Source organism: Streptomyces sp. WZ-12, assembly GCF_028898845.1.
Classification (GTDB): domain Bacteria; phylum Actinomycetota; class Actinomycetes; order Streptomycetales; family Streptomycetaceae; genus Streptomyces.
In genome coordinates this window covers 6,895,814-6,921,060 of record NZ_CP118574.1, presented here as the reverse complement: position 1 = coordinate 6,921,060, position 25,247 = coordinate 6,895,814, and the positions used below count along the sequence as shown (strand labels likewise).

At 69.6% G+C, this 25,247-nt stretch carries 21 protein-coding genes; 12 read left to right on the top strand and 9 right to left on the bottom strand.

All coding sequences use genetic code 11. The features are described 5' to 3' along the window. Nucleotides 1-55: 55 nt before the first annotated feature. The 3 genes from PV796_RS30015 to PV796_RS30005 are packed head-to-tail and all read right to left on the bottom strand — an operon-like array spanning nucleotide 56 to nucleotide 5,087. On the bottom strand, nucleotides 56-1,348 hold the full coding sequence (locus PV796_RS30015) for a restriction endonuclease subunit S (protein WP_274916624.1): 1,293 nt from the start codon (nucleotides 1,346-1,348) through the stop codon (nucleotides 56-58). Next, nucleotides 1,345-3,411 (bottom strand): type I restriction-modification system subunit M, encoded by a 2,067-nt coding sequence (locus PV796_RS30010; RefSeq protein ID WP_274916622.1) that lies wholly within the window; start codon nucleotides 3,409-3,411, stop codon nucleotides 1,345-1,347. The genes PV796_RS30015 and PV796_RS30010 overlap by 4 nt, the downstream gene beginning before the upstream one ends. Next, nucleotides 3,408-5,087 (bottom strand): N-6 DNA methylase, encoded by a 1,680-nt coding sequence (locus PV796_RS30005; RefSeq protein ID WP_274916621.1) that lies wholly within the window; start codon nucleotides 5,085-5,087, stop codon nucleotides 3,408-3,410. Before PV796_RS30005 ends, PV796_RS30010 begins: the two co-directional genes overlap by 4 nt. A gap of 153 nt (nucleotides 5,088-5,240) precedes the next feature. On the opposite strand from PV796_RS30005, the gene PV796_RS30000 reads away from it, so the two are divergent. The 3 genes from PV796_RS30000 to PV796_RS29990 all read left to right on the top strand — a co-directional run bounded on the left by PV796_RS30000 (nucleotide 5,241) and on the right by PV796_RS29990 (nucleotide 10,174). Then, nucleotides 5,241-6,467 carry a DNA sulfur modification protein DndB gene (locus PV796_RS30000; RefSeq protein ID WP_274916620.1) on the top strand — a complete coding sequence of 409 codons (1,227 nt, stop codon included), beginning with the start codon at nucleotides 5,241-5,243 and terminating at the stop codon, nucleotides 6,465-6,467. A 152-nt stretch (nucleotides 6,468-6,619) separates the two neighbouring features. Next, on the top strand, nucleotides 6,620-7,987 hold the full coding sequence (locus tag PV796_RS29995) for a hypothetical protein (protein WP_274916619.1): 1,368 nt from the start codon (nucleotides 6,620-6,622) through the stop codon (nucleotides 7,985-7,987). A 1,512-nt stretch (nucleotides 7,988-9,499) separates the two neighbouring features. Beyond that, complete coding sequence (locus tag PV796_RS29990; protein ID WP_274916618.1) at nucleotides 9,500-10,174, top strand: HAD family hydrolase; 675 nt, start codon at nucleotides 9,500-9,502, stop codon at nucleotides 10,172-10,174. A 51-nt stretch (nucleotides 10,175-10,225) separates the two neighbouring features. Here the strand turns inward: PV796_RS29990 and PV796_RS29985 are convergent, their stop codons facing one another. Together PV796_RS29985 and PV796_RS29980 are read right to left on the bottom strand one after the other, a co-directional pair. Then, nucleotides 10,226-11,851, bottom strand: coding sequence for an ABC-F family ATP-binding cassette domain-containing protein (locus PV796_RS29985; RefSeq protein WP_274916617.1), 1,626 nt, complete (start codon nucleotides 11,849-11,851; stop codon nucleotides 10,226-10,228). A 373-nt stretch (nucleotides 11,852-12,224) separates the two neighbouring features. Continuing rightward, on the bottom strand, nucleotides 12,225-13,601 hold the full coding sequence (locus tag PV796_RS29980; protein WP_274916616.1) for a cytochrome P450: 1,377 nt from the start codon (nucleotides 13,599-13,601) through the stop codon (nucleotides 12,225-12,227). 138 nt (nucleotides 13,602-13,739) lie between these two features. Here PV796_RS29980 and PV796_RS29975 point away from each other — a divergent pair, with 138 nt between their 5' ends. Together PV796_RS29975 and PV796_RS29970 are read left to right on the top strand one after the other, a co-directional pair. Beyond that, a complete protein-coding gene (locus PV796_RS29975) occupies nucleotides 13,740-14,147 on the top strand; it encodes a (2Fe-2S) ferredoxin domain-containing protein (protein ID WP_274916615.1) in 408 nt (135 codons plus the stop codon). A 98-nt stretch (nucleotides 14,148-14,245) separates the two neighbouring features. Further along, nucleotides 14,246-14,986: a winged helix-turn-helix transcriptional regulator gene (locus PV796_RS29970; RefSeq protein WP_274916614.1), complete on the top strand. Its 741-nt coding sequence runs from the start codon at nucleotides 14,246-14,248 to the stop codon at nucleotides 14,984-14,986. A 126-nt stretch (nucleotides 14,987-15,112) separates the two neighbouring features. Here the strand turns inward: PV796_RS29970 and PV796_RS29965 are convergent, their stop codons facing one another. Both PV796_RS29965 and PV796_RS29960 read right to left on the bottom strand, forming a co-directional pair. After that, entirely contained in the window at nucleotides 15,113-16,402 is a 1,290-nt protein-coding gene (locus tag PV796_RS29965; RefSeq protein ID WP_274916613.1) for an MFS transporter, read from the bottom strand. Then, nucleotides 16,399-17,085 (bottom strand): helix-turn-helix domain-containing protein, encoded by a 687-nt coding sequence (locus PV796_RS29960; RefSeq protein ID WP_342456933.1) that lies wholly within the window; start codon nucleotides 17,083-17,085, stop codon nucleotides 16,399-16,401. Before PV796_RS29960 ends, PV796_RS29965 begins: the two co-directional genes overlap by 4 nt. 153 nt (nucleotides 17,086-17,238) lie before the next feature. On the opposite strand from PV796_RS29960, the gene PV796_RS29955 reads away from it, so the two are divergent. From PV796_RS29955 to PV796_RS29925, 7 genes are all read left to right on the top strand, one after another. Beyond that, nucleotides 17,239-18,135: a DMT family transporter gene (locus PV796_RS29955; RefSeq protein ID WP_274916612.1), complete on the top strand. Its 897-nt coding sequence runs from the start codon at nucleotides 17,239-17,241 to the stop codon at nucleotides 18,133-18,135. Between the two features lie 87 nt (nucleotides 18,136-18,222). Then, the gene (locus PV796_RS29950; protein ID WP_274916611.1) at nucleotides 18,223-18,870 is read left to right on the top strand and encodes a TetR/AcrR family transcriptional regulator; all 648 of its coding nucleotides are present in this window, start codon (nucleotides 18,223-18,225) and stop codon (nucleotides 18,868-18,870) included. After that, on the top strand, nucleotides 18,867-19,661 hold the full coding sequence (locus PV796_RS29945; protein WP_274916610.1) for a glucose 1-dehydrogenase: 795 nt from the start codon (nucleotides 18,867-18,869) through the stop codon (nucleotides 19,659-19,661). The genes PV796_RS29950 and PV796_RS29945 overlap by 4 nt, the downstream gene beginning before the upstream one ends. Nucleotides 19,662-19,726: 65 nt before the next feature. Then, nucleotides 19,727-20,278 carry an NUDIX domain-containing protein gene (locus tag PV796_RS29940; protein ID WP_274916609.1) on the top strand — a complete coding sequence of 184 codons (552 nt, stop codon included), beginning with the start codon at nucleotides 19,727-19,729 and terminating at the stop codon, nucleotides 20,276-20,278. Nucleotides 20,279-20,482: 204 nt separating this feature from the next. Next, nucleotides 20,483-21,430, top strand: coding sequence for an MBL fold metallo-hydrolase (locus PV796_RS29935; protein WP_274916608.1), 948 nt, complete (start codon nucleotides 20,483-20,485; stop codon nucleotides 21,428-21,430). 164 nt (nucleotides 21,431-21,594) lie between these two features. Next, nucleotides 21,595-22,644: a phosphotransferase family protein gene (locus tag PV796_RS29930; RefSeq protein WP_274916606.1), complete on the top strand. Its 1,050-nt coding sequence runs from the start codon at nucleotides 21,595-21,597 to the stop codon at nucleotides 22,642-22,644. A gap of 7 nt (nucleotides 22,645-22,651) precedes the next feature. Then, nucleotides 22,652-23,884, top strand: coding sequence for an acyl-CoA dehydrogenase family protein (locus PV796_RS29925; RefSeq protein WP_274916605.1), 1,233 nt, complete (start codon nucleotides 22,652-22,654; stop codon nucleotides 23,882-23,884). A 98-nt stretch (nucleotides 23,885-23,982) separates the two neighbouring features. Here PV796_RS29925 and PV796_RS29920 read toward each other — a convergent pair whose 3' ends face one another. Next, nucleotides 23,983-24,189: a DUF397 domain-containing protein gene (locus PV796_RS29920; protein ID WP_274916604.1), complete on the bottom strand. Its 207-nt coding sequence runs from the start codon at nucleotides 24,187-24,189 to the stop codon at nucleotides 23,983-23,985. Beyond that, nucleotides 24,176-25,036 carry a helix-turn-helix domain-containing protein gene (locus PV796_RS29915; RefSeq protein ID WP_274919303.1) on the bottom strand — a complete coding sequence of 287 codons (861 nt, stop codon included), beginning with the start codon at nucleotides 25,034-25,036 and terminating at the stop codon, nucleotides 24,176-24,178. Before PV796_RS29915 ends, PV796_RS29920 begins: the two co-directional genes overlap by 14 nt. Nucleotides 25,037-25,247 lie beyond the last annotated feature (211 nt).

Sequence of the window (25,247 nt, the reverse complement as noted above, 5' to 3'; positions counted from 1 at the left end):
GAGACGGTGCTGTGGGTTTCACGGGTGGACGACGCCGAGCCGTTGTGGATGCTGATCACGGGGTGTCAACTCCTCGGCCGGAGGCGGACGAGACGTTGAACTGGCCGGTCACGGCGGCGGTGATCAGGGCTTGGCGGCGCTCAGCGAGACGGGTGATTTGGCGCTCGAGAGCTGACTGTGTCTGACTGAGTAGCTCTCCCATATGGGTCAACTGGGCGATTGCTGAGTCTTGTTCTGCGAGCGGGACGTCAGGGAGCACACAATCTTTCACCACGGGCGTAGGCAAGTTATTTGCCATTCCTGCGGCGCCGGAAATTCCAAGCTTTAGATGTTCTCGCACAGAATGAGTGCGGAGCATGTGAGCGATGAATTCTGTGCGGCCACGAGCCTTGTTGACGTGGAGTCTGTAAATCTTGTCGCAGAGCAGAAGCTGTTGATCGATATCTGGAACAATTCCGGTGCTACCGATGAGATCAGTGGAACCGCTTGCTCGTGACATGAGGAGATCGCCGGGTTTGATTTGGTATTCGCGGCGAGGCTCAATGGAGGGAGGTAGTCGCTTATGTTGTAGTGAATCGAAGATTCCTCCGTTCACGCATCCTGCCTTGATGACTCCCCACTCGCCTTCGCCTGCGAGGCGCTCCTCACACTGCGGCGACCACCCTTGCTCGATTCCCACCAGTACATGCCTCAGGCGCACAGATCCGTACTTCTGGGTGAGTTCCGTAGACAGCTCAGATAGCCAGCTTCGGTGCCGTTCGGTCAGCAGGGTGACTTGATTGCTGTGTGCCTTGGAGATCTCATGAATACGGGCGGTCTCCGCGTCGAGAAAGTCGGCGATGCGGTGCTGTTCCTCTGCCGGAGGTACAGGCAATTGAATTTCGCGTGCTACATCGAGGTTGATGCGGGCGCGAGTTGAGCCGCGTGTCAACGTGTGTACTTGGCCAGATACGAAGGATGAACTGAGCGCCCAGGCCGCGTATCGATGGGAAAGCCGTTCTTCGTCGAGCCGGGTGCGGAAGCAGTCTGCCTTCACAATTGCAGGACCCAGGCCAGGGGGTGCCACGCACGCGCGCCCGACAGGATGATTGGAGTCACCGAGTCCGGCGATGATCAAGTCCCCGGACTTCACCTCGTACTGTCGCAGCTCTTTGAAGTATTCCAAGGAGATGTAAGCGGCATCACCTTCCTTGAAGCGAGCTGCACCGACGTTTCCTAGGCGAATAACACGAGCACCTTCTGCGGCATAGTGGCTACTGGCCAAGGAGCTACCGAATGGGCCATCTGTGATTTCTCGAATGAAGCGCCTCAGAGGGAAGCGTGGGTATGTGATTTCCGGAGCGCTCATGAAGTCACCTCACCCAGCAGCGCCTGGATCTCGGCCTCAAGGGACTTGAGTTCCTTGTCGATCTCCGCTAGCGGTCGCGGCGGTTCGTATACGTAGAAGTGCCGCGTGAATGGGATCTCGTAGCCCACCTTGTAGCGCTCCGTCAGCTTCGTCTTCGGGTTCTTCAGCTCGGCGATCCACGCGTCCTTGACGTGCGGGGTGACCTCTTCCGCCAAGTAGTCGTCGATGTTCTGGCCCATCGGTACGTTCTCGGCGTCGCGGAGGTCGGGGTCGTGTTCGGGCTGCTTGGCCTTCGCGTACTGGACCTCGCCCTCCGGGTCACGTACGCCCACCGCCTCCCGGAGGGCCTTCTGGAAGGCCGCGCCGGACGGCCAGATAAGGCCGGCCGAGGTGACGGCCTCGTGCAGGGCATCCCATGCTTCGGACTTGGTCGGCCAGGACTCCCCGATCAGGGGATGAAGCGCAGCCACGAACTGGGCCTGCCGTTTCGCTACTTCCTCCTCTGACATTTTCTTGTCGCCCAGCACCTTCTGGAGCGCCGCGGAGGTCGCCAGCTCCGTCAGCGTGTCCTCGGTGATCTCGAAGCGGAGCTTCAGCGGGCGGTCCACGGTGATGCGCTGGTAGCCGTACTCCTCGTTGCGGAGGATTTTCACCTTGGCGTGCTGCGGGTGGTTCTCGTCCGCCGCGATCTGCTCGGCGTCGCGATACAGAGCGCAGATACCGGCGATCTGCTCCTCGGAGATCTCCTTACGCTTCTCGCCGAGGGACTTCCGCCGCTTCACCCACTCCCCACGCGCGTCGATCATGACGACTTTGCCCTTACGGTGCTTGGGTTTGCGGTTGCTGAGGATCCAGAAGTATGTGGAGATACCGGTGTTGTAGAAGAGCTGGTCCGGGAGGCCGACGATGGTCTCCAAGTAGTCGTTTTCCAGGATCCAGCGGCGGATCTCCGATTCACCCGACCCTGCGCCTCCCGTGAAGAGCGGGGAGCCGTTGAAGACGATGGCGATGCGCGAGCCGCCAATCTCCTTGCCGTTCTCGTCCTTCTTCAGCGGCTGCATCTTGTGGAGCATGTGCTGAAGGAAGAGGAACGAGCCGTCGTTGATCCGGGGGAGACCGGCGCCGAAGCGCCCGTCGAAGCCGCGGTCGTCGTGCTCTTCGCGGACCGCCTTCTCCGACTTCTTCCACTCCACGCCGAATGGCGGATTGGCCAGCATGTAGCTGAACTTGCGGTCCTCGTGCCAGTCGCGGGTGAAGGTGTTGCCGAATCGGATGTTGCCGGCGACATGCTCCTTGAGGAGCATGTCGGAGCGGCAGATCGCGTACGACTCGGCGTTGATCTCCTGCCCGAACAGGTTGACGCGCGCGCCTGGCTTGAGCTCCTTGATGTGTTCCTCGGCGGCGGCGAGCATGCCGCCTGTGCCGCACGCTGGGTCGAGGATGTCGATGACCGCGCCAGGCCTGCGGATTAGCTCCTCGTCGGGGCCCAAGAGCAGTTCGACCATCAGCTTGATGACCTCGCGCGGTGTGAAGTGCTCACCGGCCGTCTCGTTGGAGGCGTCCGCGAACTTGCGGATCAGCTCCTCGAAGACGTAACCCATGTCGTGGTTGCTGACCTTGCTCGGACTGAGGTCCATCGCCGCGAACTCCTGGACCACCAGGTACAGAAGGTCTGCGTCCTTCAGGCGCTCGATCTGGATGTGGAAGTCGTACCGATCGATGATCTCGGTGACCTCGGGGGAGAAGCCGCGGATGTAGTCCTTGAGGTTGACGTAGACGTTCTTGTCGTCACTGCCGATGGTCTTGAAACTCTGCCGAGAGATGTTGAAGAACGGGAGTCCCGAGACGGCGATCAGGAGCGAGTCCTTGCGCTCGCCTGCGAACGAGTCGTTCCTCGCCCATACCGCCTCGCGCGTTCCCTTCTCCTCCATCACGCAGTCGAAGCGACGCAGCACCGTGAGCGGCAGGATGACCTTGGCGTACTCCGAGCGTTTGTAGTCGCCGCGCAGCAGGTCGGCCACCGACCAGATGAAGTCGGCAAGTTCCTGGTTGGTGTTGCTCACTCAGCACCTTCTCGTGATGTCACGTCGTGTGAAGTCCCCGTTGGCGCGAGGGCGCCGTTGGTCAGCCCGTCGTACGCCAGGCGGGTGGCTTGATCGCCCATCCTGGCAAGTTCCTTCAGCCTTCGCTCGAACTCGCCCAAGTTCCTGAAAGCCGCCCCGTACTGGCGTTGCTCTCCGATGTCCATCTGTGGCAGCTGGGCCCCGCGCAGGTCTGCCCGGTGGGTGCCCGTGGCGGAGGTGTTGCGGCGGGTGTTGCTCGCGCTGCGAAGGAATCCTTGAAGGTAGTCCGTGTCCAACTGATCACTCGTGGAAGCCGTCTCGCCGTCCCCCGTACGTACCAGACCTGCCTTGACCAGATCGCCGACGCTCACCAAGGTGATCTCGTCCAGGGACCCGGTGCCGGGGCCAGGAGGGAGCGGGGGCAGCAGCTCGGCCAGTTCACGCAGTTGGTGTTCCAGGGCGGTGCGGAGAGCCGTGTACTCGGTCGGGTAGTCGGGCTGGGCCTCCGTCACGTACGAGGACGGTCTGAGGTCCACCTCTTCGCGGATGAGATCGATCAGTGATACGTCGGCGACCTGGTCCGGGGTCGGTTCCAGCGGGCCGTCCGGATCGTTCGCCGTCAGGTCGACCATTCGCACGGCCTGAACCTCCTCGCCCGGTGCTGCCGGACGACAGAGCTCCCAGAGCAGGACCGGCAGGTTGTGACTGGTAGCCATGCCCGAGGGCAATGCCACAACCGTGCGGAGGGCTCCGCGGCGCACCAACTCCGCCCGGATCCGACGGCCGCTTCTGCGGTACGCGGCGGATGGCGCGAGCGCGATGAGCGCGCGGCCCCCGGGGGCGGTGTGGAAGTAGCAGTGCTGGAGCCAGGCCAGGTCGCTCTCGGCTCGGGGTGGTGCGCCCAGTTCCCATCGGGCGTCGAGAAGCAGCTCCTCACGACCCCAGTCATTCTGACCCAAAGGTGGTTCGCAGACGACGAGTTGGGCCCGTAGATCGGGGTGACGGTCGTTCCGGAGCGAGTCCCCGGCTTCAAGGCCGGCCGGAGGGCCCCCGCTGAGCTGGGTTCGCAGCTGGGCCAGTCGGAGCAGGCCGGGGCTGAGCTCTTGCCCGGCTCGTCCGGTCGCGTGTGGTCCTGCGACCGTCAGCAGGAGTGATCCGGCACCGCAGGCTGGGTCATACACCAAGCCCTCGGCCTGTCCGGCGAGGTGCGTAAAGGCCCTGATAAGGCGCGGAGAGGAGGTCGCCTGCGCGCCGCTGCGGCCGGCCGAAGCGAGGAAACGGGCGATCAGGTCCTCGAAGAATTGCGGCGCGGTGCGCTCGGCGACCATCTGGTCGACGGACTCCCGGAGCTGGCCCTCGAGCGCCGCGGTGGCCCTCCCGGTCAGGTGTGAGCCGACATCCACGAGGGCGGCAGTCATGTCGTCGCCATACGCGGCGCGCAGGGACTGCCAGAGGACGACCTCCTGCGAGGCTCCTCGCCCCTTGCGCTGTCCGGCCAGCCAGGTCTCGATCTCGGAAAGGGAGAAGAGCGGGCCTGCCGCTGTCCCGCCGACGGGCGCGGGGAAATCGTCGTGCCGGCGTCGCCAATTGGCGACAGCAGCACGAGTGACACCGGCAAGCCGTGCGATCTGGGCCGCCGTGACAACTGGCGCTGAAGCGGATCCTTCGTCCTCCATGGGGCAAGAGTACACGCGAGGCCGCTACAGTGGAATCGAGTGAATTGTTGACAGTGCTAACACGCACTGTCACTCTCTCCATGCGGTCTTGGTGAGCACGATCACCGGGTGTAGACCGCGATTCCCATCACGCTCACCTGGAAGGGCCTCACGATGACCATCACCATGCCGACCACGACCGTCGAGGGGATCCAGCTCACGGTCACCCCGTTCCGCCCGGATGCGGTGATCGGGACGATGGGGCTGCCGACGCTGCTCCAGCTCGTCCCTTCGCCCCGGGCTGAGGAGGACAAGCGGGCCCTGAAGTACGCCTCTGGTGCGGTGCGTCGGCACGCCGAGGTGCGGGGGCTCGTGCAGCGGATGCTGAAGGCCTCACAGAAGGGGCGGAATGTGACCTCCTATGCCTCCTACATCGCCACCGGAATCGGTGGTGGGCACGGGGCAGCTTGGTCCACGCCGCCGATCACGCTGTGGCTGGACGGGCAGCCTGGGGCTGTGAGCGAGGAGCTGATCGCGGGCAGCGGGATCCGTACGATCACAGTGCTGCCAGGGTCGCCGGTCGTGGCGATCGACGGGGAAACGCAGGTCACCGCGTGGCACGAGCTGTTCGACAACCCGGAGCGCTTCGGGACGACGTACGAGAAGCTCAGCAGCGTGCGGCTGTCGTTCGAGCTGTACTTCGGGCTCAGCGTCGAAGACGCGCGGCAGATCTTCTACGACCGCAATGTCGAGGGCGTGCCGGTCGCGAAGAATCTGGCCATGTCGATGGACCAGCGTGACATCGGCACCCAGCTCGCCCACCGGATCGCCGAGGCGGTGAAGATCGAGCACAACGGGAAGATCTTCCCGCTCAGCAAGCTGGTGCAGGCGCGCAAGCGGCAGCTGACGAAAGCCGACCCGGAGGTCGTGACCCTGTCCGCGCTGCGGGTCCTAGTGATCACGACGCTGCATGGGAGGGGCGGGCTCGGGCTCTCCTCCTCGACCGTGCACGAGGGTGAGCTGCCCGAAGGGGTCAGCCCTGAGCAGGCCGAGCGCGAGATCGTTCCGTTGCTGTCGCAGCTGATCGGCTGGCTCTTCCCGCACTTCGAGGCACATGATGCAGTCTCCGCACCAGCGGTACTCGCTGGGCTCGGTATCGCCGCCCACCAGGCCACCAGCTGGGCCCTCGGCGGCACTCGGCTGAACGTCGAGGAGCTGCTGCGGCTGGTCGAGCCGGTGCGCTTCGAGCGCGAGGCCCGGTACTGGGACGGCGTCGCCGCCAGCGCAAACGCGGCCGGAACGCTGAACTTCGGCGGCGGCGCCAAGGACGCCGGCGGGCGCGTCGCCGACGCGCTGCTCCACCCGGACAGCGAGTACGGCCGTAAGATCCGCGGCTGGTAGGGCACCGCGCCCTTCACATGCATGGGAGTCCCAGGCGGAGAACTTCGTGGGTTCCCCAGTGCACCTGCATAACCCTTCTTGCGCCAGGAACAGGTCAACTAAAGTCCTAGTAGAGGCTGTTGTGGTCACGGTGGCCAGAGTGAGGGAGAGTCATGAGCGATGACGGGAACCACCCGGAGCCCAACGACTCGGAGGGAGAGGAGAACGAAGACGAGGAGTGGGAGGAAGATGTACCGGAGAACATCGAGGACCGCAGGCGCGTGGCCCGAGCAATCAGACTGGCCGAGAAGAACCCTGAGAGGTGGGTTCCTGTCCTCCTCGGCATGCTGACGGAGACCGACCTCGACGAGTGCGGTGACTTTGAACTCCGTACGGATGTGATGACCTGTCTGCGATACCTGGGAGGCGCGGCCGAGAGGGCCGTGATGTGGGTGGCAGAGGCCGCGCAGCCCGCCTATGAACTCCACGGCGTTTTCTATAATTCCGACGGCCCTCATAGTGGGACAAGAGCCGCTATGACGGAGGACGAGCACCGGAAGGTGACAATACAGGCCTTCGCCCACCTGGTGGCCGCGACGGAACTCGACGAATACCTGCGCAGACGGGCCATCGACGAGTACTTGCGTCTGGCCGGAGAGCCGGGATATCACCAACTGGGGTCCATCGCACCAGACATCAACGTCGAGACGTTTGTCCACGGGGATGGGTACGGCGGGGACGAGGACCTTCGAGTCCTGCGGGACTTCGTTGCCCAGGACCCGTTCCGCCCCATGAACCTGCGCATCGACATCGTCGACACCTTGTGGGACGACAGCCCTCGTGAAGCTGCCTACGCGCTCGCCGCCGTGATGGAAGAACTACCGCTCGAAGGCGGCCCGGAGCGGCTACTGCGCCTGTTGAGCACGTTGGACAAGGTGAAGGTCGACGCACTGCTGTCCGATGCCGAAATGGACGAGGAGCTCCGTGGGCACAGCCGATTCTGCACGGCTGTCCGCGAGGCTCTGGACGCGACTCACGTACTGCACCCGCTGGGCCGCATCGGGGACGTGCTGCACACCTGGGTGTGCGACGCGACGACGGTGCACTGGGGAGGCGACAGTCCGACTGGTGGGCACCTGGAGCCCGCGGACAAAACAGCGATGATCGATATTGCGGCGCAGTACGAACGCTGGCGTTCCGAAGACCTTGTGGACGACTGGTCTGCGCATTCCCACCGTCAGGGAGCCTTGTTCGAGTCGGACGATCGGTGGCACCGCTTCACCGTGGCCGGCACACACCAATTCCTCTACCTCGATCGCCATGACGTCCGCTGTGCCCTGTACCTGTCCCCGCCCTTGGGTACCAGCTTGGGTTCGCGTTGGCGCATGGCGCTGGAAGACCGGGGCAGCTGCACGGTGGCACGCTTCGAAGGAGCGGTTACCAATCAGCTTGCAGGCAGTTCGGTGGGATTCCCGGACGATCTGCTGCGCCGGCCCGACTGGGCGGGACTTCTCCTAAAGGGGCTGGCCGAGCTCGACTGACGTGTTCCGATCGTCACACTCGGTCAGCCCTGGGTAAGGAATGGTCGGCGGCCGGGGGCCGCTGCGGCCGCGGTCTGGGCAGTGTGACAGGCGGTCCACACTGCCGTGGCCGATATGTGGGGTACGGGCCCAACTCCGTCTTCCACCCATGAGGGCGTCACTTTGGACATCCCCTCACCGTCGGAGACGCAGCTACCGACTGACTCTCCATTTGAGACGGCGGGAATCCGGTGCCACCGGATTCCCGCTTCGTCCGCATCTCACGATGTTGTTCATGGAGAGGGCACGTCGTACCGAATGCCTCCTTCCAAGACCGCCTCTGTTGGTGAGGCTGTTGTTTCCCTTCTGGCCTCAGCACGCTACGGCCACCGCAGCCCCTCGGACACCTATCGCGGCTACGCCGACCTCGCGGCCCATGAGGCCGAGGGCCGGGCATGTGGCACATTCGGCGCTCATCCATCCAGGCGCTCAGCGTGCGGTGCTCCGAACGCCTCGCCGGTTAAGGAGGAGCTGAACGACATGCTGGTGTCCAAAGTCCGCTCCAGTGCGCGCCGGGCTGCCACGGCAACGGCCGTCGCTCTCCGGATCACCGCCGGCCTTGCGATGTTCGCAAAAGTCGCCGATCTGCTGCCGAATGGCATACAGGGCTCATCGACCACACCGTGCTGGACCAGGCTGCCGAACACCGCTACCCGGCCTGGACGGTGGCCAAGGAGACCGCAAGCACCGCTGCCGAGATTCCGCTCATGGCCACGGCCGCACTTCTCGCCTCGGCTTTGCCTGACGGTCCCACAGCTGGCGAACACGTGTCACGCCACGGGCGTTCACACGGACAAGCGATGTACCAGATATCGGCAGAGTGGTAACTTGCGGAAAAGAGAAGGAGCTTCCAGCACAGCACAGCACAGCACAGCACAGCACACGATAGATTTGTATCGGCCGTGAGGCGCTATGTCAGCCGCAACTCACCCCGCATCACCGGCATGTGCGTAAGGTTCAAGTCCCCCCTCGGACACTTACGCAGGTGCTGACTGATTCGGTCAGCACCTGCTGTGTTATGTGCGGGCATATTGGTGCGGTCCGGGGGCGCCCCGCGCCAGATGCCGTGAACAGCGACCGCCAGTGACGGCGCTTACCGTGCGTCCATGGATGACGACGCACGGGAGTCGATCGCGGCTCGGTGCTCGGGACGTACCGGAACCACGCAGTACGCGGCGCCTCTTGAGGGGCGGGATCCGGGCCCGATGCGAGGCCGGAGGGCATTGGGCCGTGTCACGACGTGTGGGTGGTAGGGGACTTCACCCTGTGCGCCGCCCGCGTCTTCTCGGCCCTCAAGTGCGACGGCACTTGGGGCGGTTCTCTCGACCGGGCGTGGAAGGTGAGCCCGCCGACGGTGGGTCGGTGTGCCGTTGTCTCGTCGTGTGCGTGCCGGCGGGCCGGGAATTTTCGGTGCGGGGGCCCCGGGCGCGTGCGTAGGGTGCCCCCGTTCCTGGACGGCGAAAGGGGCTTGTGGTGTTGATTTTTGATGCGGATGACACGTTGTGGGAGAACAACGTGATCTTTGAGCGGGTCATTGCGGAGTTCACGGGGTGGTTGGCGGGGCCGGGGATGGGGCGGGGGGCGGTGCGGGAGGTGTTGGACGGGATCGAGGCGGCGAACGCGGTGACGTTGGGGTACGGGAGCAAGGTGTTCCTGCGGAGCCTCGGGGAGTGTGCGGAACGGGTGCGGGGGCGGGCGGTGACGGCGGCGGAGCGGGCGCGGATCGCCGGGTGGGGGGCGGCGTTCGAGGGGGATCGGGTGGAGTTGATCGCCGGGGTGGCGGAGACGCTGGCGGAGTTGGCCGGGCGGCACGAGTTGCTGTTGTTGACCAAGGGGGATCGGGAGGAGCAGCAGCGGAAGGTGGACGCGTCGGGGCTGACGGGGCACTTCCAGGGGGTGCACATCGTGCCGGAGAAGAACGTCGCCACGTATGCGGAGTTGACGCGGGCCTATGGGCTGGCGCCGGAGCGGACGTGGATGATCGGGAACTCGCCGAAGTCGGATATTTTGCCGGCCCGTTCGGCGGGGCTGAACGCGGTGTTCATCCCGCATGACCACACCTGGGTGCTGGAGCACGAGGAGTTGGATCCGGGGGACGAGAAGGTGTTGCGGTTGGGGGCGTTCGGGGAGTTGGTGCGGCACTTCTGAGGGAGGGGACGGGACGCGCCGGCCGGCCCGGAGGGGCCGACCGGCCGGTGGTTAGAGCGGGGCGGTGGTGGTGAGTTCGCCGGGGTCGAGGGTCAGCCAGCGGGTGAGGGAGAGTTCGCGGAGGAAGTGCGGGTCGTGGCTGACCACGAGGAGGGCGCCCTCGTAGGAGTGCAGGGCGGCCACCAGGCGGCGGACGGAGGACATGTCAAGGTTGTTGGTCGGTTCGTCGAGGAGCAGGAGTTGGGGTGCCGGCTCGGCGAGCATCAGGGCGGCCAGGGCGGCTCGGAAGCGTTCGCCGCCGGAGAGGGTGCCGGCCCGTTGGTCGGCGCGGGCGCCCTTGAAGAGGAAGCGGGCGAGGCGGGCGCGGATGCGGTTGTTGGTGGCGTCGGGGGCGTAGCGGGCGACGTTCTCGACGACGGTGAGGTCGTCGTCGAGGACCTCGTCGAGGCGCTGCGGGAGGAAGCGGTGCGGGACGTGGACCTCCGCGGTGCCGGCGGCCGGCGGGAGTTCGCCGGTGACGGTGCGCAGCAGGGTGGTCTTGCCGGAGCCGTTTCGGCCGGTGACGGCGATCCGTTCCGGGCCGCGCACGTCCAGGTCGGCGCGGGTGCCGTGGCGGGTGCGCAGGCTGGTGAGGGTGAGGACGGTGCGGCCCGGGGGGACGGCGGTGTGCGGGAGGTCGATGCGGATCTCGTCGTCGTCGCGGACCGCCTCGACGGCCTCGCCCAGCCGGTCCTTGGCCTCTTGGAGGCGTTCGGTGTGCAGGGCGCGGTGTTTGCCGGCCGAGACCTGGGCCTCGCGCTTGCGGCCGTTCATGACGATCTTGGGTTCGCGCTTCTGGGCGTACATCTTGTTGCCGTAGCGGACCCGGCGGGCCAACTTGACCTGGGCGTCGGACAGTTCGCGCTGCTGGCGGGCGACATCGGCCTCGGCGGCGCGCACCGTCCGCTCGGCGGCCTCCTGCTCGACGGCGAGGGCGTGTTCGTAGGCGGTGAAGTTGCCGCCGTACCAATGCACCTCTCCCCCGCGCAGGTCGGCGATCCGGTCGACGCGGTCGAGGAGTTCGCGGTCGTGGCTGACGACGAGGAGGACGCCGGACCAGGCGGCGACCGCGTCGTGGAGGCGGCGGCGGGCGGGCCGGTCGAGGTTGTTGGTGGGCTCGTCGAGGAGCAGGACGTCGGGGCGGCGGAGCAGCAGGGCGGCCAGGCGGAGCAGGACGGACTCGCCGCCGGAGACCTCGCCGATGGTGCGGTCGAGATCGAGGGCGGACAGGCCGAGTTGGTCGAGGGTGGCGCGGGCGCGCTCCTCGACGTCCCAGTCGTCGCCGACGGCCGCGAAGTGCTCCTCGCCGGGGTCGCCGTTCTCGATGGCGTGCAGGGCGGCGCGGGTGGCGGCGATGCCGAGCGCCTCGTCGACCTTCAGGTGGGAGTCGAGGGAGGCGTGCTGCGGGAGGTAGCCGACCTCGCCGACGGCCTTGACGCTGCCGGCGGTCGGGGCCAGTTCGCCGGCGATCAGCTTCAACAGGGTTGATTTTCCCGACCCGTTGAGGCCGACGAGACCGGTGCGGCCGGGGCCGACGGAGAGCTGGAAGCCGTCCAGGACGGGGGTGCCGTCGGGCCAGGCGAAGCCGGTGTCGGTGCAGACGACGGCCGCGGCGGGGCTGGTGGCGGGCTTTGACATGCGGGTCTCCTGGGAGGTGTGCGCGAGGTGGGGTGCGAACTGCGCAGGGGGAGACACCGCGGCAAGGGGCCGGGGTACGGGTACGCCGTGCGTACGCCGAGGTCACGGACGGGCCGCGCGGGGCTGGTTCGCTGAGCGAATCGCCGATCGCGGGCGCGGTGTCTTCCGGACCTCAGACGAGCAACGGCCTTCTCCTGTCGGGAGGGAACCCGCCGGGGTGCTGCCCGGGCGGGGTGGACGTCTACGACCGTAGAGGGTCGCGACCGAGAATGCAAACGCTATTTTCGTTGCGTTTGAGTCGACGGGGCTCGGCCGGGCCGGTCCGGCGCCCGCCCGTCGGGGGTGGGGCGGTCGCCGGGCCGGGAGCGCGCGGCTAGAGGGCGCGGAGGCGGATGCGGGCGGGGCCGGTGGCCTGGAGGGTGATGCCGGCGGCGACCGGGACGTCCTGGTCGACGGCCGTCAGTTCGTGGGAGCGGAGCAGCGTCGCCAGGGCCAGGACGGACTCCAGCATCGAGAAGTGCTGGCCTATGCAGGCGCGCGGGCCGCCACCGAACGGGAACCAGGCGTACCGGTGCCGCGCCGCCTCGCGTTCGGGGGCGAAGCGGTCCGGGTCGAACCGCTCGGGGTCCGTCCACAGGTCCGGGTGGCGGTGGGTCACCCAGGGGGCGACGATGACGTCGGCGCCGGCCGGGAGGGGGAAGCCGGCGACCTCGGTGGCCGCCACGGCCCGCCGGCTGACGATCGGGGCCGCCGGGTAGAGCCGCATGGACTCCTTCAACGCCTGGGTGAGCAGCGGCAGTTGGTCCAGGTCGGCGGCGGTGGGGGTGCGGTCGCCGAGGACGCGCGTCAACTCGGCGCGGACCCGGGCCTGTTCGTCGGGGTGGCGGGCGAGGAGGTGGAGGGCGAAGGCCATGGAGGTGGCGGTGGTCTCGTGGCCGGCCAGCAGGAACACCAGGACCTGTTCGCGGACCTCGGTGGCGTCGAGGGTGCCGTCCTCGTCGTTGCCGGCGGCGGCGAGCAGGGAGAGCAGGTCGTCGTGGTCGCCGGCGCCGGCGGCCGTGCGGCGCTCGGCGATGATGCGGTCGCACAGCGCGTTGAGTTCGGCGGTGACCCGGCGGTTGTGGAGGTTCCTGGGGGTGGGCCAGTCGCGCGGGAACTTCAGGGGGGTGTAGGCGCGGCTGACGACGTAGTCGTTGATGACCGGGGCACAGCGGTGGATGGCGTCGACCGCGGCCTCCACGTCGACGCCGAAGAGGATCCGGGCGACGGTGCGCAGGGCGAGCCGGTTCATCTCCGGGACGAGGTCGACCGCGCCGTCCCCGACCGAGCGCCAGCGGGCGGTGACCGCGTCGGCCTCGGTGGTCACGGCCGAGGCGTAGCCGTCGACCCGGCGCTTGGTGAACAGCGGCTGCACCAGCCGGCGTTGCCGGAGGTAGTCGTCGTCCTGGCTGGTGAGCAGGCCGTTGCCGAACGACTGGCGGACCTCCTCGTAGAACGGGTGGTCCTTGCGGAAGTTGGCGGCCTGGGTGGCGAGGATCTGCTGGGCGCCCTCGGGCGCGAAGACGGCGTAGAAGACGCTGCGGAGCCCGGGCGGGCCGGCCTCCAGCCGGACCACGTCGCCGTGTTCGCGCCGGGCGCTTAAGAAGGTGCTCAGGGGGTCGCGGCGCAGGTCGAGCAGGGAGCCGAGCACGGGCAGGCCGGCGGGGCCGGGGACCGTGGGCCGGACGGTGCTGGAGTTGGTCAGGGACATGCCCCGATCCCTATCCAGGAACGGCCGGGAAATGTCGTGGCCCACCGTGGCGTGGGCAACGCGAGGGGCGGCGGGGGCTTGAGGGGTGGATGGCCGGGAGCGGGCGGGCGGTGCGGAGCGGCCACGTAGCATGAACGCATGATCGAAAAGCGTTCCGGAGGGGCGGCGCGGGCCGCCGGGCGACAGTGCCGGGTCACCGTCTGCCGCGGCTGCTGCTGTGGGGACGCGGCGAAGCTGCCGGGGGTCGACCACGCCGGGCAGATCCCCCGGCTGCGGGCGGCGCTTGAGGCGGCGGCGCCGGTCCGCGCCTCGGAGTGCCTGGACGTCTGCGACCAGGCGAACGTGGTCGTGGTGCAGCCGTCGCCGGCCGGGCGGGCCGCGGGCGGGCGGCCGGTGTGGCTGGGGCTGGTCAACGACGACGACGCGCTGGCGGACATCGCGGCCTGGATACGGGCCGGCGGGCCGGGGATCGCTGAGCCGCCCGGGGTGTTGGACCTCTACGCGTTCACGGTGTCGCGGCGGGTGCGGGAGCAGTTGGAGAAGTAGCGGGGCGCTCTCGCCGGGTGGTCTCACCGAGGGCGGGCCCTCCCGGACGGTGGTGGCTTCGGCGCGCGGGGGCGCGCGGACGGGTGTTGGCTGGAGGTATGGGATCGCTCCTGCCGGGGCCGCCGCACCGCGTCCTGGTCGTCGCGGCCGACCCCGCGCTCGCCGCGGCCGTCGCCGACGGACTGGCCCGCGCCGGCCACCCCACCGCCTGCGCCACCGACGGCTTCACCGCCCTCGACCTGGCCGCGGACTTCGCCCCGCACGCCGTCGTCCTCGATCCGGCGCTGCCCGGCGTCGACGGCCTGGGGCTGCGCCGCCGGCTGGGGCGGGGTGGCGGCGGGCCGCCGGTCCCGGTGGTGCCGTTGACCGCGGAGGCAGAAGGGGCCGCGGGGGTGCGGGAGTTGGTGGCGCGGGTGGCCGAGGCGCTGGGCGGCGCCGGGGCGGCGGGAGCGGCCGCCGGGGCCGGTGCCGTGCTGCGGGTCGGGGAGCTGACCGTCGACCCCGGGGCCGGGCGGGCGTGCCGCGGCGGCCGTGAACTCTCCCTGACCGGGCATGAGTTGGCGCTGCTGGCGTTTCTGATGCGACACCCAGGAAGGGTGTTCTCGCGGGAGCAACTGCTCAAGCGGGTCTGGGGGCGGGACTTCGGCGATCTGTCGGCGGTGGCCGCGCGGGTGGCGCACCTCCGGGCCGAGCTCGCACCGGACCCGGCGGCGGCGCCGCTGCTGACGGAGGTGTGGGGGTCCGGCTATCGCCTCGACCCTGGGGGTGGCGAGGTGGTGGGGGCGGGCATGACGGCCGGGGAGGCCGGGGAGGCGATCACGGCGGGTGGGGCGCCGTAGGACGCGGGGCGGGTCGGACCGGATCGGGAGGGGCAAGAGCGCGCGCCGGGCGGAGCCCCAACTCCCCCGCATACCACCTCCGTTGAGCCGTATATCACCGCCGTTGAGGCCCCAACGGCCAGACGTTCAGGGCGACGCGAGCAGATCATCAGCGGCCCGAGCCGCCTCCGGCCGCCGCGGGTGGTGGCGGGTCGGCAGGTCGCGGGCGGTGCGAAGCGGTGAGGCGAGGAGGATCAGGGCGGCCAGCGGGACGCCGGCGGTGGTGATCCACAGGGCCGTGCGGACGCCCAGCGCGGCACCGAGGGCGCCGCCGAGCAGGGCACCCAGCGGCAGCGTGCCGTAGTTGAGGAAGGCGGCGCTGGCGGTCACCCGGCCGAGCAGGGCGGGCGAACAGTACGCCTGTTGGAAGCCGGCCTTGAGAACGTTGCCGCCGACCACGCCGGCGGAGACGCCGAAGCTGCCGACGACGAACAGCGCGGCACCGGGCCCCGCGGTGGTGAGCGGGATGAGCAACGCCGTTATCGGCAGGCCGAGTTCGAAGAGCAGGCTGGCGCGGGCGGTGCCGATCCGGGCGGCGGCGCGGCGGGCGGCGAAGGCGCCCGCGACGCCGCCGGTGCCGGCCACCGCCAGCAGGGTGCCGACGGTGCCCGGCGGCAGCCCGACCTCGCGGACCAGGAAGACCGGCAGGATCGACTGGTATCCCATCAGGGCGAGGTTGGAGGCGGCGCCGAAGAGGGTCAGGGTGCGCAGCCAGACGTCCCCGGCCACCAGGCGCAGCCCCTCGGTGACCTCGGCGCGCAGCGGCCGCGCGGGACGCTCGCCGGCGTCCGGGCGGGGTTCGCGGTGCCGGATGCCGAGCAGGCAGAGGACGGAGACCAGGAAGGTGGCGGCATTGGCGAGCAACCCGTTGGCGGCGCCGGCTCGTTGGACCAGGAAGCCGCCCGCGCCCTGGCCGACGAGCTGCGCCGCCGAGGCGCTGCCGTGCAGCTTGGCGTTGCCCTCGGGCTGGTCGGCGGGGGCCAGCAGCCCGGGGAGGTAGGCGCTGTAGGCGGTCTGGAAGACCACCGCCGCGGCGCCGCTCAGCAGGGCCGCGCCGGTCAGCAGGCCGATGCTCAGCCCGCCGCACCAGGCGACGACGGGGACGGCGGTGAACACCGCGGCCGAGAGCGCCGCGGCGCCCAGCATCAGGGGCCGGCGGCGCTTTCGGTCCACCCAGACGCCGACCGGCAGCCCGATCAGCAGCCAGGGCAGCCAGCCGCAGGCGCTCAACAGCCCGACGGCGAAGGTGTCGGCGCGCAGGGCGGCGACGGCGGTCAGCGGCATCGCCACCCCGGTGACCGCGGCGCCGAACCTTCCCGCGCTCTCGCCGCACCACAGCAGTCGGAAGTCGCGGTGGCGCCGGAGCAGACCGCTCATCGCCCGGCCCGACCGGCGCCGTCCGACCGGCCGTCGGCATCCGGGGTGCGGTCCGGGCGCGCCCTGCGGGGGAAGGACTGGAGCTGGACGATGACGGGCTGCGCGGCGCGGTCGGCCGAGCCCGCGGCGGCGGCCCGGTGCCGGTCCACGACGTCCGCCAACTCCTCGTTCAAGGCGGCCAGTTGATCGGGCGTCAGGGTCAGGTCATGCCACTGGGCGAGGGTGCCGGCGTCCCGCCACCGCGGCCCCCAGTCCTCGGCGAGGTAGTCGACGACCCGGTTGAAGTGCTGCTGGACGATCTCGTGGACGTAGACGGTGAGCGGGCCGCGGGCGTCCGGATCGTCGCGGAAGTCGGTGGTGTTGAGCTGGCGGGAGGCCGCCGCGGCCCGCCACCAGCGCTCGCGCCGGGTGCCGCGGCCGGTCTCCTCCTCGATGAAGTCGTGGTCGGCGAGGTGGCGCAGGTGCCAGCTCACCGTGCCGGTGTTCTCGCCGAGCCGGCGGGCCAGGCCGGTGGCGGTGTCCGGGCCGTCCAGGGTCAGCAACTCCAGGATGCGCATCCGCAGCGGGTGGGCGAGGCCGCGCAGGCTGCGGGCGTCCATCCGTCGGACGGGGCGCGGCGCGGAGGGCGCGGGGGCGTCGGGCGCGGCCGACCGGTCGTCGTGCGGCACGTCGTCGTGGGTCATGGCCGTCAGCGTAGAGATGCAGAGAGTTCTCTGCAGAGGTTTCTCTGCAAGGGGAGAAGTTGGGATTCCGCGGCGGTGGCGCACCGGTTTCGGCCACCGTGGCTGACTATCCTCGGGCGCATCCCCCGCCCCGCGCGATACGAGGTGTGCGACGTGACGGTGATCCTGCTCGCCCTTGCCGCGGCATGCTGTCTGGGCACCGGGTTCGTCCTCCAGCAGCTCGCGGCGCAGCACGCCCCGCCCCAGGACTACCTCTCGCTGCGGCTGCTGCTCGACCTGGTCCGGATGCCCCGTTGGGTGGCCGGGATCGCGTTGATGGTGGCGGGGATGGCGCTGGGCGCGGTGGCGCTGGGGATGGGCGACCTCACGCTGGTCGAGCCGCTGATGGCGACCAATCTGCTGTTCGCGATGGCGCTGGCGCGGCGGATCTCCCGGCAGCGGTTGGGCCGCACCGGCTGGGCCGGGCTGGCGCTGCTGGCCGGCGGGGTGACCCTGTTCATCGTGGCCGGGCAGCCGCACGGCGGGCGGAACAGCGAGGTGGGACAGCTCGCCCAGTGGCTGATCATGGGCAGCGTGCTGTCGGTCGCCCTGGTGCTGGCGGCGGTCGCCAAGCGGGAACGGACGCACATCAGCCTGGAGGCCGCGCTGCTGGGGGTGGCGGCCGGGCTGCTGTACGGGTTGCAGGACGCGCTGACCCGGATCAGCGGCCTCCGCTTCACCGCGGGCGGCTGGCGCGAACTCCTCACCAGTTGGCAGCCGTACGCGATCGTGGTGCTCGGGGTGGTGGCGCTGGTGATGGTGCAGAGCGCGTTCGAGTCGGCGCCGCTGCGGATGTCGCTGCCGGCGCTGACCGCCGCCCAGCCGTTGGCCGGGATCATCTGCGGCGTGGGTTTTCTGGGCGACCGGTTGCGGGTGACGCCGGGGGCGCTGGCCTTCGAGGCGGCCGGGATCGCCGCGGTGGTGACGGGGATCGTGCTGATCGGCAGCCATCCGCTGATGCCGCCGGGGGCCAGGGGGGCCGAGGGCGCGCACGAACTCCAGCCGCGCTGAGGCCGGGAGCACCGCGCGCGGACCGTCGGTACGGGGCCGGCCGCACCACCACCTCCCGTTATTAATGCTCGGCATTACCATGAGGCCATGCCCAGGACATCAGGCCCCGAGACCCGCGAGAAGTTGATCCGCGCCGCCGAGGAGGTCTTCGCCGGACAAGGCGTGGTCGGCGCCCAGCTCCGCGACGTCGTCGCGCTGGCCGGCCAGGGCAACCCGTCCGCGGTGCAGTACCACTTCGGCTCGCGGGCCGGGCTGTTGGACGCGGTGATGGCCGGCCGGCTGGCCCGTACGGAGGCGGCGCTGGCGCCGCTGCTGACCGCGGCGGAGGCCGGCGAGCCGACGCCGCGGGAGCTGCTCGGGCTGCTGGTCACCGCGGAGGCGACCGAGCTGCGGACCGACCGGGGGCGGCGCTGCCTGCGGATCTCCGCGCAGCTCAGCCACGAGAGCGGGGTCCGCACCCGGGTCCCGCACCCGACCCTCGACGGGACCGCGTACTGGCGGCTGATCTGCCGGATCGAGGGCGCGCTGGCGGCGGCCGGGTTGCCGGAGGCGGTGCGGCTGGAGCGGCTGGACCTCGCGCTGACGCTGATCGGCGCGGCCTTCGCCGACCGGGCCCGGCACTACCTCGACGGCGCCGCACCCCTGACGGACGAGGAGCTGTTCCTCGTCGACCTCACCGGGACGACGACGGCGTTCCTGCTGGCCGCCGCCCCCGAACAAAGGAGTTCACCATGACCGGATCCACCCCCGTGACCGCGGAGCTGACCGGCAAGACCGTCGTCCTCACGGGCGCGGCCCGCGGGCTGGGCGCCGCGGCCGCCGAGCGGGCCGTCGCGGCCGGCGCCAACGTCGTCGTCACCGACGTCCTGGCGGAGGAGGGCGCGGCGACCGCGGCCCGGCTCGGCGAACGGGCCCGGTTCCTGACCCACGACGTCACCTCCGAGGAGGACTGGCAGCGGGTCGCGGACTTCGCGGTGGCGGAGTTCGGCGGGCTCGACGGGCTCGACGGGCTGGTGAACAACGCCGGGATATCGAGCGGCGCGCCACTGGAGACGCTCTCCGCCGACGCCTTCCGCAAGGTCCTCGACGTCAACCTCACCGGAGTCTTCATCGGCATGAAGACCGTGCTGCCGGCCATGAAGGAGCGCGGCGCCGGCTCGATCGTCAACATCTCCTCGGCGGCCGGGCTGATGGGGCTGGCGATGACCGGCGGCTACGGCGCGTCGAAGTGGGGCGTCCGCGGCCTGACCAAGATCGGCGCGGTGGAGTGGGGCGCCGCGCGGGTGCGGGTGAACTCCGTCCACCCCGGCATGACCTACACCCCGATGACCGCGCAGGTCGGCATCGAGCGGGGCGAGGGCAAGTACCCCAACACCCCGATGGCCCGGGTCGGCGAGGCGCACGAGATCGCCGGCGCGGTGGTCTTCCTGCTCTCCGACGCCGCCTCCTACATCACCGGCGCCGAGCTGGCGGTGGACGGCGGCTGGACCACCGGGCCGACGGTGAAGTACGTCATGGGGCAGTGAGCCGGCGGCCGTTGGGTGACGTTCCCAACGGGTGCGCGCGCCGCGTCCGGTGGTTCCATGGCCCCATGACCGAGCAACGACCTGACCACGCGCCGGAGCCGCTCAACGCGGACGAGATCCTCGACGTCGTCGACGAGCACGACCGGGTGGTGGGGCAGGCCCCGCGGGCCGAGACCTACGCCCGCCGGCTGCGCACCCGGTGCGCGTTCGTCCTGGTCCGGGACGCCGAGGACCGGATCTTCGTGCACCGGCGGACGCCCCGGAAGCTGGTGTTCCCCTCGCACTACGACATGTTCGTCGGCGGCGTGGTGGGCGCCGGCGAGAGCTACGACGAGGCGGCGCTGCGGGAGGCCGAGGAGGAGCTGGGGGTGTCCGGACTGCCCCGCCCGGAGCCGCTGTTCCGCTTCCTGTACGAGACGCCGGAGCACACCTGGTGGTCTGCGGTATACCAAGTGCGCTGGGCGCTGCCGGTGGCGCCCCAGGAGTCGGAGATCGACTGGCACGCCTTCCTGCCCCAGGAGGAGCTGGACCGGCGGCTCGACCAGTGGCCGTGGACGCCCGACGGGCTGGCCGCCTACCGGGAATTGACGGCCCGGCGGGCGGCCGGCGAGCTCTGAGGCGGCGGGCGCGGGTTGGCCGCCGGCTCCGCCGGAGCCGGCCCGCGGAGTCGATCGGCGGCGGTGACCTGCGGTGCGGTGCCGCGGCCGCCCGTCCGGCGCGGCGCGGCCGGAGGTACCGTTGATCGGGTCCGCGCGGCCAGGGCCGGCGCCGGAGCGACGGCCGGGCGCCGGACCGACCCAGCCCCCACCCGAAAGCGGACCATGACGAACCACCAGCACCCCACGGGCGGCGACGCCCACGCCCTCCCCGAGCCCTACCTCACCGAACTCGCCCCGGGCGTCCACGCGTTCATCCAGCCGGACGGCGGCTGGTGCCTGAACAACGCGGGCTTCGTCACCGACGGGACCGCGACCCTGGTGGTGGACACCGCCGCCACCGAGCGGCGGGCGCGACTGCTGCGCCGCCGGATCGAGGAGAGCGGCGCGCCCGCGCCCCGCACCGTCGTCAACACCCACCACCACGGCGACCACACCTACGGCAACGGCGTGTTCGCCCCCGAGGCCACCGTCATCGGGCACGCGGCCTGCCGCCGGGAGCTGCTGGCCGCCGGCTACCAACTGCACGCCGTGTGGCCCGAGGTGCCGTACGGCGAGATCGCGCTCACCCCGCCGGAGATCACCTTCGAGGACCGGCTGACCGTCCACGTGGGCGCGATCGAGGTGCAGTTGATCCACCCCGGCGTGGCGCACACGCCCGGCGACGCCATCGTCTGGCTGCCGGAGCAGCGGGTGGTCTTCACCGGGGACCTGATCTTCAACGGGGGCACCCCGTTCCTCTTCATGGGCTCGCTGAGCGGCTCGTTGCGGGCCATCGAGATCCTGCGGTCACTGGACGCCACGACCGTGGTGCCCGGGCACGGCCCGGTGGCGGGTCCCGAGGTCTACGACGGCGTCGAGCGCTATCTGCGGTTCGTCGAGGAGCTGGCCCGCGAGGGGCGGGCGGCCGGGCGGACGCCGTTGGAGATGGCCCGGGAGGCGGAGCTCGGCGAGTTCGCGGAGCTGGCCGAGCACGAGCGGCTGGTGGCCAACCTCCTGCGGGCGTACGCCGAGTTGGACGGGGCGGCGCCGGGTTCGCCGCTGGACGCGGTGGCCGGCTTCGGGGCGATGGCGGAGCTGAACGGCGGGGTGCCGCCGGCCTGTCACGCCTGAGGGACGGTCCGGATCAGGGGCGTCGGTGGCGCAAACACGTCGGGTGACCGACGCCCCACCGCCGGGCACTGGACGCCATACCGACTAGTCGGCATGATCAGGCGGGACGGGCCCCGCCGGCCCCGGACCGTCCGACCGTCCACGCTCCCTACGGAGGAAGCACGATGAGCAACGGCACCCCGCCCCCGCCGGCCACCGGTGCGGCACCACCCGGCCTCGACCTGGCGCGCCTGCGGGACCACCTGGACCGGGAACGGCCGGGCCTGGCATCCGGGCCGCTGCGCGCGGAGTTGATCGAGGGCGGACGGTCCAACCTCACCTACCGGGTCACCGACGGCGCCGCCTCCTGGGTCGTGCGCCGCCCACCGCTCGGGCACGTCCTGGCCACCGCGCACGACATGCGGCGCGAGCACCGGGTGATCAGCGCGCTGCACGGCACCGCGGTGCCGGTGCCCGAGGCGCTGCTCCTGTGCGAGGACGAGGCGGTCATCGGCGCGCCGTTCTACGTGATGGAGCTGGTGGCGGGCACCCCGTACCGGAGCGCCGCGCAACTGGCGCCGCTGGGCCCGGAGCGGACCCGGGCGGTGGTGCTGTCCCTCGTCGACACGTTGGTGGCGCTGCACGCGGTGGATCCGCAGGCGGCCGGACTGGCCGACTTCGGGCGCCCGGACGGCTTCCTGGAGCGTCAACTACGGCGCTGGGGCAAGCAGTTGGCGGCCTCCAAGAACCGCGACCTGCCGGGCATCGACGCGCTCCACGAGGCGCTGGGCCGGGCGCTGCCCGCCTCCCCCGCGCCGACCGTGGTGCACGGCGACTACCGCCTGGACAACGTCCTGGTGGGCGAGGACGACGCGCTCAACGCCGTGCTGGACTGGGAGATGTCCACCCTCGGCGACCCGCTGACCGACCTCGGGCTGCTGGCGATGTACTGCACCGACCTGGGGCTGCCGCAGTCTCCGGTCAGCACCACCAGCGGCGCGCCCGGACACCCCGAACCGGACGAACTGATCGCCCGTTACGCCGACCGCTCCGGCCGGGACGTCTCGGGGATCGCCTGGTACGCCGCGTTCGCGTGGTTCAAGCTCGCGGTGATCCTCGAAGGCATCCACTACCGCTACACGCTCGGCCAGACCGTCGGCGCCGGCTTCGACCGGATCGGCGAGCTGGTGCCCGTCTTCATCGACCGCGGACTGACCACTCTCAAGGAAGGCTGAGGCAGCGATGGACTTCGCATTCGACGCCCGTACCGAGGAACTGCGGGCGCGGCTGGAGGCGTTCATGGCCGAGCACATCCACCCGGCCGAGGCGCTCGTCGAGGAGCAGCGGGCCGCGCTGGCCTCGCCGTGGGACACCCCGCCGGTGGTGGAGGAGCTCAAGGCCGAGGCCCGTCGGCAGGGACTGTGGAACCTGTTCTTCGTAGACCGGCACAGCCTGCCCGACGCGGAGCACGGGGCGGGGCTGACCAATCTCCAGTACGCTCCGCTGGCCGAACTCACCGGCCGCAGCCCCCAGTTGGCACCGACCGCGCTGAACTGCGCGGCGCCGGACACCGGCAACATGGAGGTGCTCGCGCAGTTCGGCACCCCCGAGCAGCGCAAGCGGTGGCTGGAGCCGCTGTTGGCGGGCGAGATCCGGTCGGCGTTCGCGATGACCGAACCGGAGGTGGCCTCGTCGGACGCCACCAACATCGAGACCCGGATCGAGCGGGACGGCGACGAGTACGTCATCAACGGCCGCAAGTGGTACATCTCCGGGGCGATGAACCCGCTGTGCCGCATCTTCATCGTGATGGGCAAGACCGCTCCGGACGGCCCGGACATCCGCCGCCAGCAGTCGATGGTGCTGGTGCCGCGGGACACCCCGGGCCTGACGGTCAAGCGCGCGATGCAGGTCTACGGCTACGAGGACCACTACCACGGCGGGCACGCGGAGGTGGTCTTCGAGGACGTCCGGGTGCCGGTGGGCAACCTGATCGGCGAGGAGGGCGGCGGCTTCGCCATCGCGCAGGCGCGGTTGGGGCCCGGCCGGATCCACCACTGCATGCGGCTGATCGGGATGGCCGAGCGGGCGATCGAGCTGATGTGCCTGCGGGCGGTGACCCGTACCGCGTTCGGGAAGCCGCTGGCCGCGCAGGGCGTGGTCCAGGAGTGGATCGCGGACGCCCGGGTGGCGGTGGAGCAACTGCGGCTGCTGGTGCTGAAGACCGCGTGGCTGATGGACACCGTCGGCAACAAGGGCGCGCACACCGAGATCCAGGCCATCAAGATCGCCACCCCGCGCACGGTCGTGGACATCCTCGACAAGGCGGTGCAGTTGCACGGCGCCGGCGGGGTCAGCCAGGACTTCCCGCTGGCCGAACTGTGGGCCGGCGCCCGCACGCTGCGGCTGGCCGACGGCCCCGACGAGGTCCACCAACGGTCGCTGGCACGGCGGGAGATCAAGCGGTATCAGTAGACGGGCTGCACCCGCCAACCGCCCTGGCCCTGTCGGACATGCGAACGGCCACCCCCCCCCGTGATGCTGTTGGGGGGGTGGCCGTTGAGCGTGCGGCCTCAGCGGTGGAACGCTCCACCCTTGAGGGCGGTGACGAACGATGACCAGTCGCCGGCCGAGAACGTCAGCGCCGGGCCATGTGGGTCCTTACTGTCACGGACGGGGACGGTTTCAGGGAAGTCATCGGAGACTTCGACGCAGCTAGATTGCCCATTGCTGTAGCTGGACTTTCGCCACGTAACGCGGTTCAGGTCAGCCCTGTTCATAGTTTCCTGCCATTTCGAGAATCAGACGTCGTGACGCCTCTTCGGGCATTGCCTTGGCCCAGATGTCGCTGAACGCACTGTCATAGCGCTCAACCTCTCGGGGCTTGTCCAAGTAGAGGTCCCCCGTGTAGCCGTCCGCGTAGACGGTCGGGGGTTCCGTTTCTCTCCCATTACCGGTGAGCGGAAATCGGAGAATCTGGAACTGACCCGACATGACGCCTCGGTGCAAGCCGGCGCTGAACGGGACTACCTTGATGGTCACCGTGGGTAGGCGGCTCACCTTCCCCAGGTGTCGAAGTTGCCCCGCCATCACGTCGTTCCCGCCGACGGGACGCCTCAATACAGCTTCATTGAGGGCCACGTTGAGCGTGGGTGGCTGCGTCACTCGGGTCAGAAGTGTCTGGCGCTTGATGCGTACGTGAACCCGTCGAGCGATCTCACCCGGTTCTTCGTCGGGGTTGTCGTCTTGAATGACCGTGTGGGCGTACTCGCCGGTTTGGAGCAGACCGGGGATCAACTCCGGTTCGTACCAGTCAAGGTGCGTTGCTGTCTCCTCCAACCCGATGTAGAGATCAAAACCTTCGGGGATCGCGTCCCCGTACGCGTGCCACCACCCTTTTGCCTTCGTTTCGTGTGCGAGCCCCACAAGAGCCTCAGTGAGTGCTGGTGATGCGCCGTAAAGATCGCACATGGCCTTCACCTCGACGGCGCGAGATGAGACCTTCCCTTGTTCCACGCGCCACATGGTCGTTGGCGAACGCTCCAGCAGCTTGGCTGCCGCGTTCACCTTGAGTCCTGCACGTTCGCGTAACTCGCCCAGGATTCGCCCTAGTTGTCGCCTTGGCACTGTTGATCCAGTCGGACCGTCCGGTTCAGCCACACCTACCCCCTCCGGCCGAAGTGAAAGACTCCCGCGCCCTGAATGAAAGCATCACTTGATGCCGACTGCAATGCACGTCAACTAGCTGAAAAACCACTGCATGAAAGGTTGCACACAGGCATGTGACCGGAGCATTCTGGCACCCCCGACCCGCCCAACTGCCGTACGCGGAACGGGA

Bases quoted from the DNA above. Each gene is read 5' to 3' on its own strand.
- PV796_RS30015 (WP_274916624.1), bottom strand. From the start codon at position 1,348: ATGAGCGCTCCGGAAATCACATACCCACGCTTCCCTCTGAGGCGCTTC.
- PV796_RS30005 (WP_274916621.1), bottom strand. From the start codon at position 5,087: ATGGAGGACGAAGGATCCGCTTCAGCGCCAGTTGTCACGGCGGCCCAG.
- PV796_RS30000 (WP_274916620.1), top strand. From the start codon at position 5,241: ATGACCATCACCATGCCGACCACGACCGTCGAGGGGATCCAGCTCACG.
- PV796_RS29995 (WP_274916619.1), top strand. From the start codon at position 6,620: ATGAGCGATGACGGGAACCACCCGGAGCCCAACGACTCGGAGGGAGAG.
- PV796_RS29985 (WP_274916617.1), bottom strand. From the start codon at position 11,851: ATGTCAAAGCCCGCCACCAGCCCCGCCGCGGCCGTCGTCTGCACCGAC.
- PV796_RS29980 (WP_274916616.1), bottom strand. From the start codon at position 13,601: ATGTCCCTGACCAACTCCAGCACCGTCCGGCCCACGGTCCCCGGCCCC.
- PV796_RS29975 (WP_274916615.1), top strand. From the start codon at position 13,740: ATGATCGAAAAGCGTTCCGGAGGGGCGGCGCGGGCCGCCGGGCGACAG.
- PV796_RS29970 (WP_274916614.1), top strand. From the start codon at position 14,246: ATGGGATCGCTCCTGCCGGGGCCGCCGCACCGCGTCCTGGTCGTCGCG.
- PV796_RS29965 (WP_274916613.1), bottom strand. From the start codon at position 16,402: ATGAGCGGTCTGCTCCGGCGCCACCGCGACTTCCGACTGCTGTGGTGC.
- PV796_RS29960 (WP_342456933.1), bottom strand. From the start codon at position 17,085: ATGACCCACGACGACGTGCCGCACGACGACCGGTCGGCCGCGCCCGAC.
- PV796_RS29950 (WP_274916611.1), top strand. From the start codon at position 18,223: ATGCCCAGGACATCAGGCCCCGAGACCCGCGAGAAGTTGATCCGCGCC.
- PV796_RS29945 (WP_274916610.1), top strand. From the start codon at position 18,867: ATGACCGGATCCACCCCCGTGACCGCGGAGCTGACCGGCAAGACCGTC.
- PV796_RS29940 (WP_274916609.1), top strand. From the start codon at position 19,727: ATGACCGAGCAACGACCTGACCACGCGCCGGAGCCGCTCAACGCGGAC.
- PV796_RS29935 (WP_274916608.1), top strand. From the start codon at position 20,483: ATGACGAACCACCAGCACCCCACGGGCGGCGACGCCCACGCCCTCCCC.
- PV796_RS29930 (WP_274916606.1), top strand. From the start codon at position 21,595: ATGAGCAACGGCACCCCGCCCCCGCCGGCCACCGGTGCGGCACCACCC.
- PV796_RS29925 (WP_274916605.1), top strand. From the start codon at position 22,652: ATGGACTTCGCATTCGACGCCCGTACCGAGGAACTGCGGGCGCGGCTG.
- PV796_RS29920 (WP_274916604.1), bottom strand. From the start codon at position 24,189: ATGAACAGGGCTGACCTGAACCGCGTTACGTGGCGAAAGTCCAGCTAC.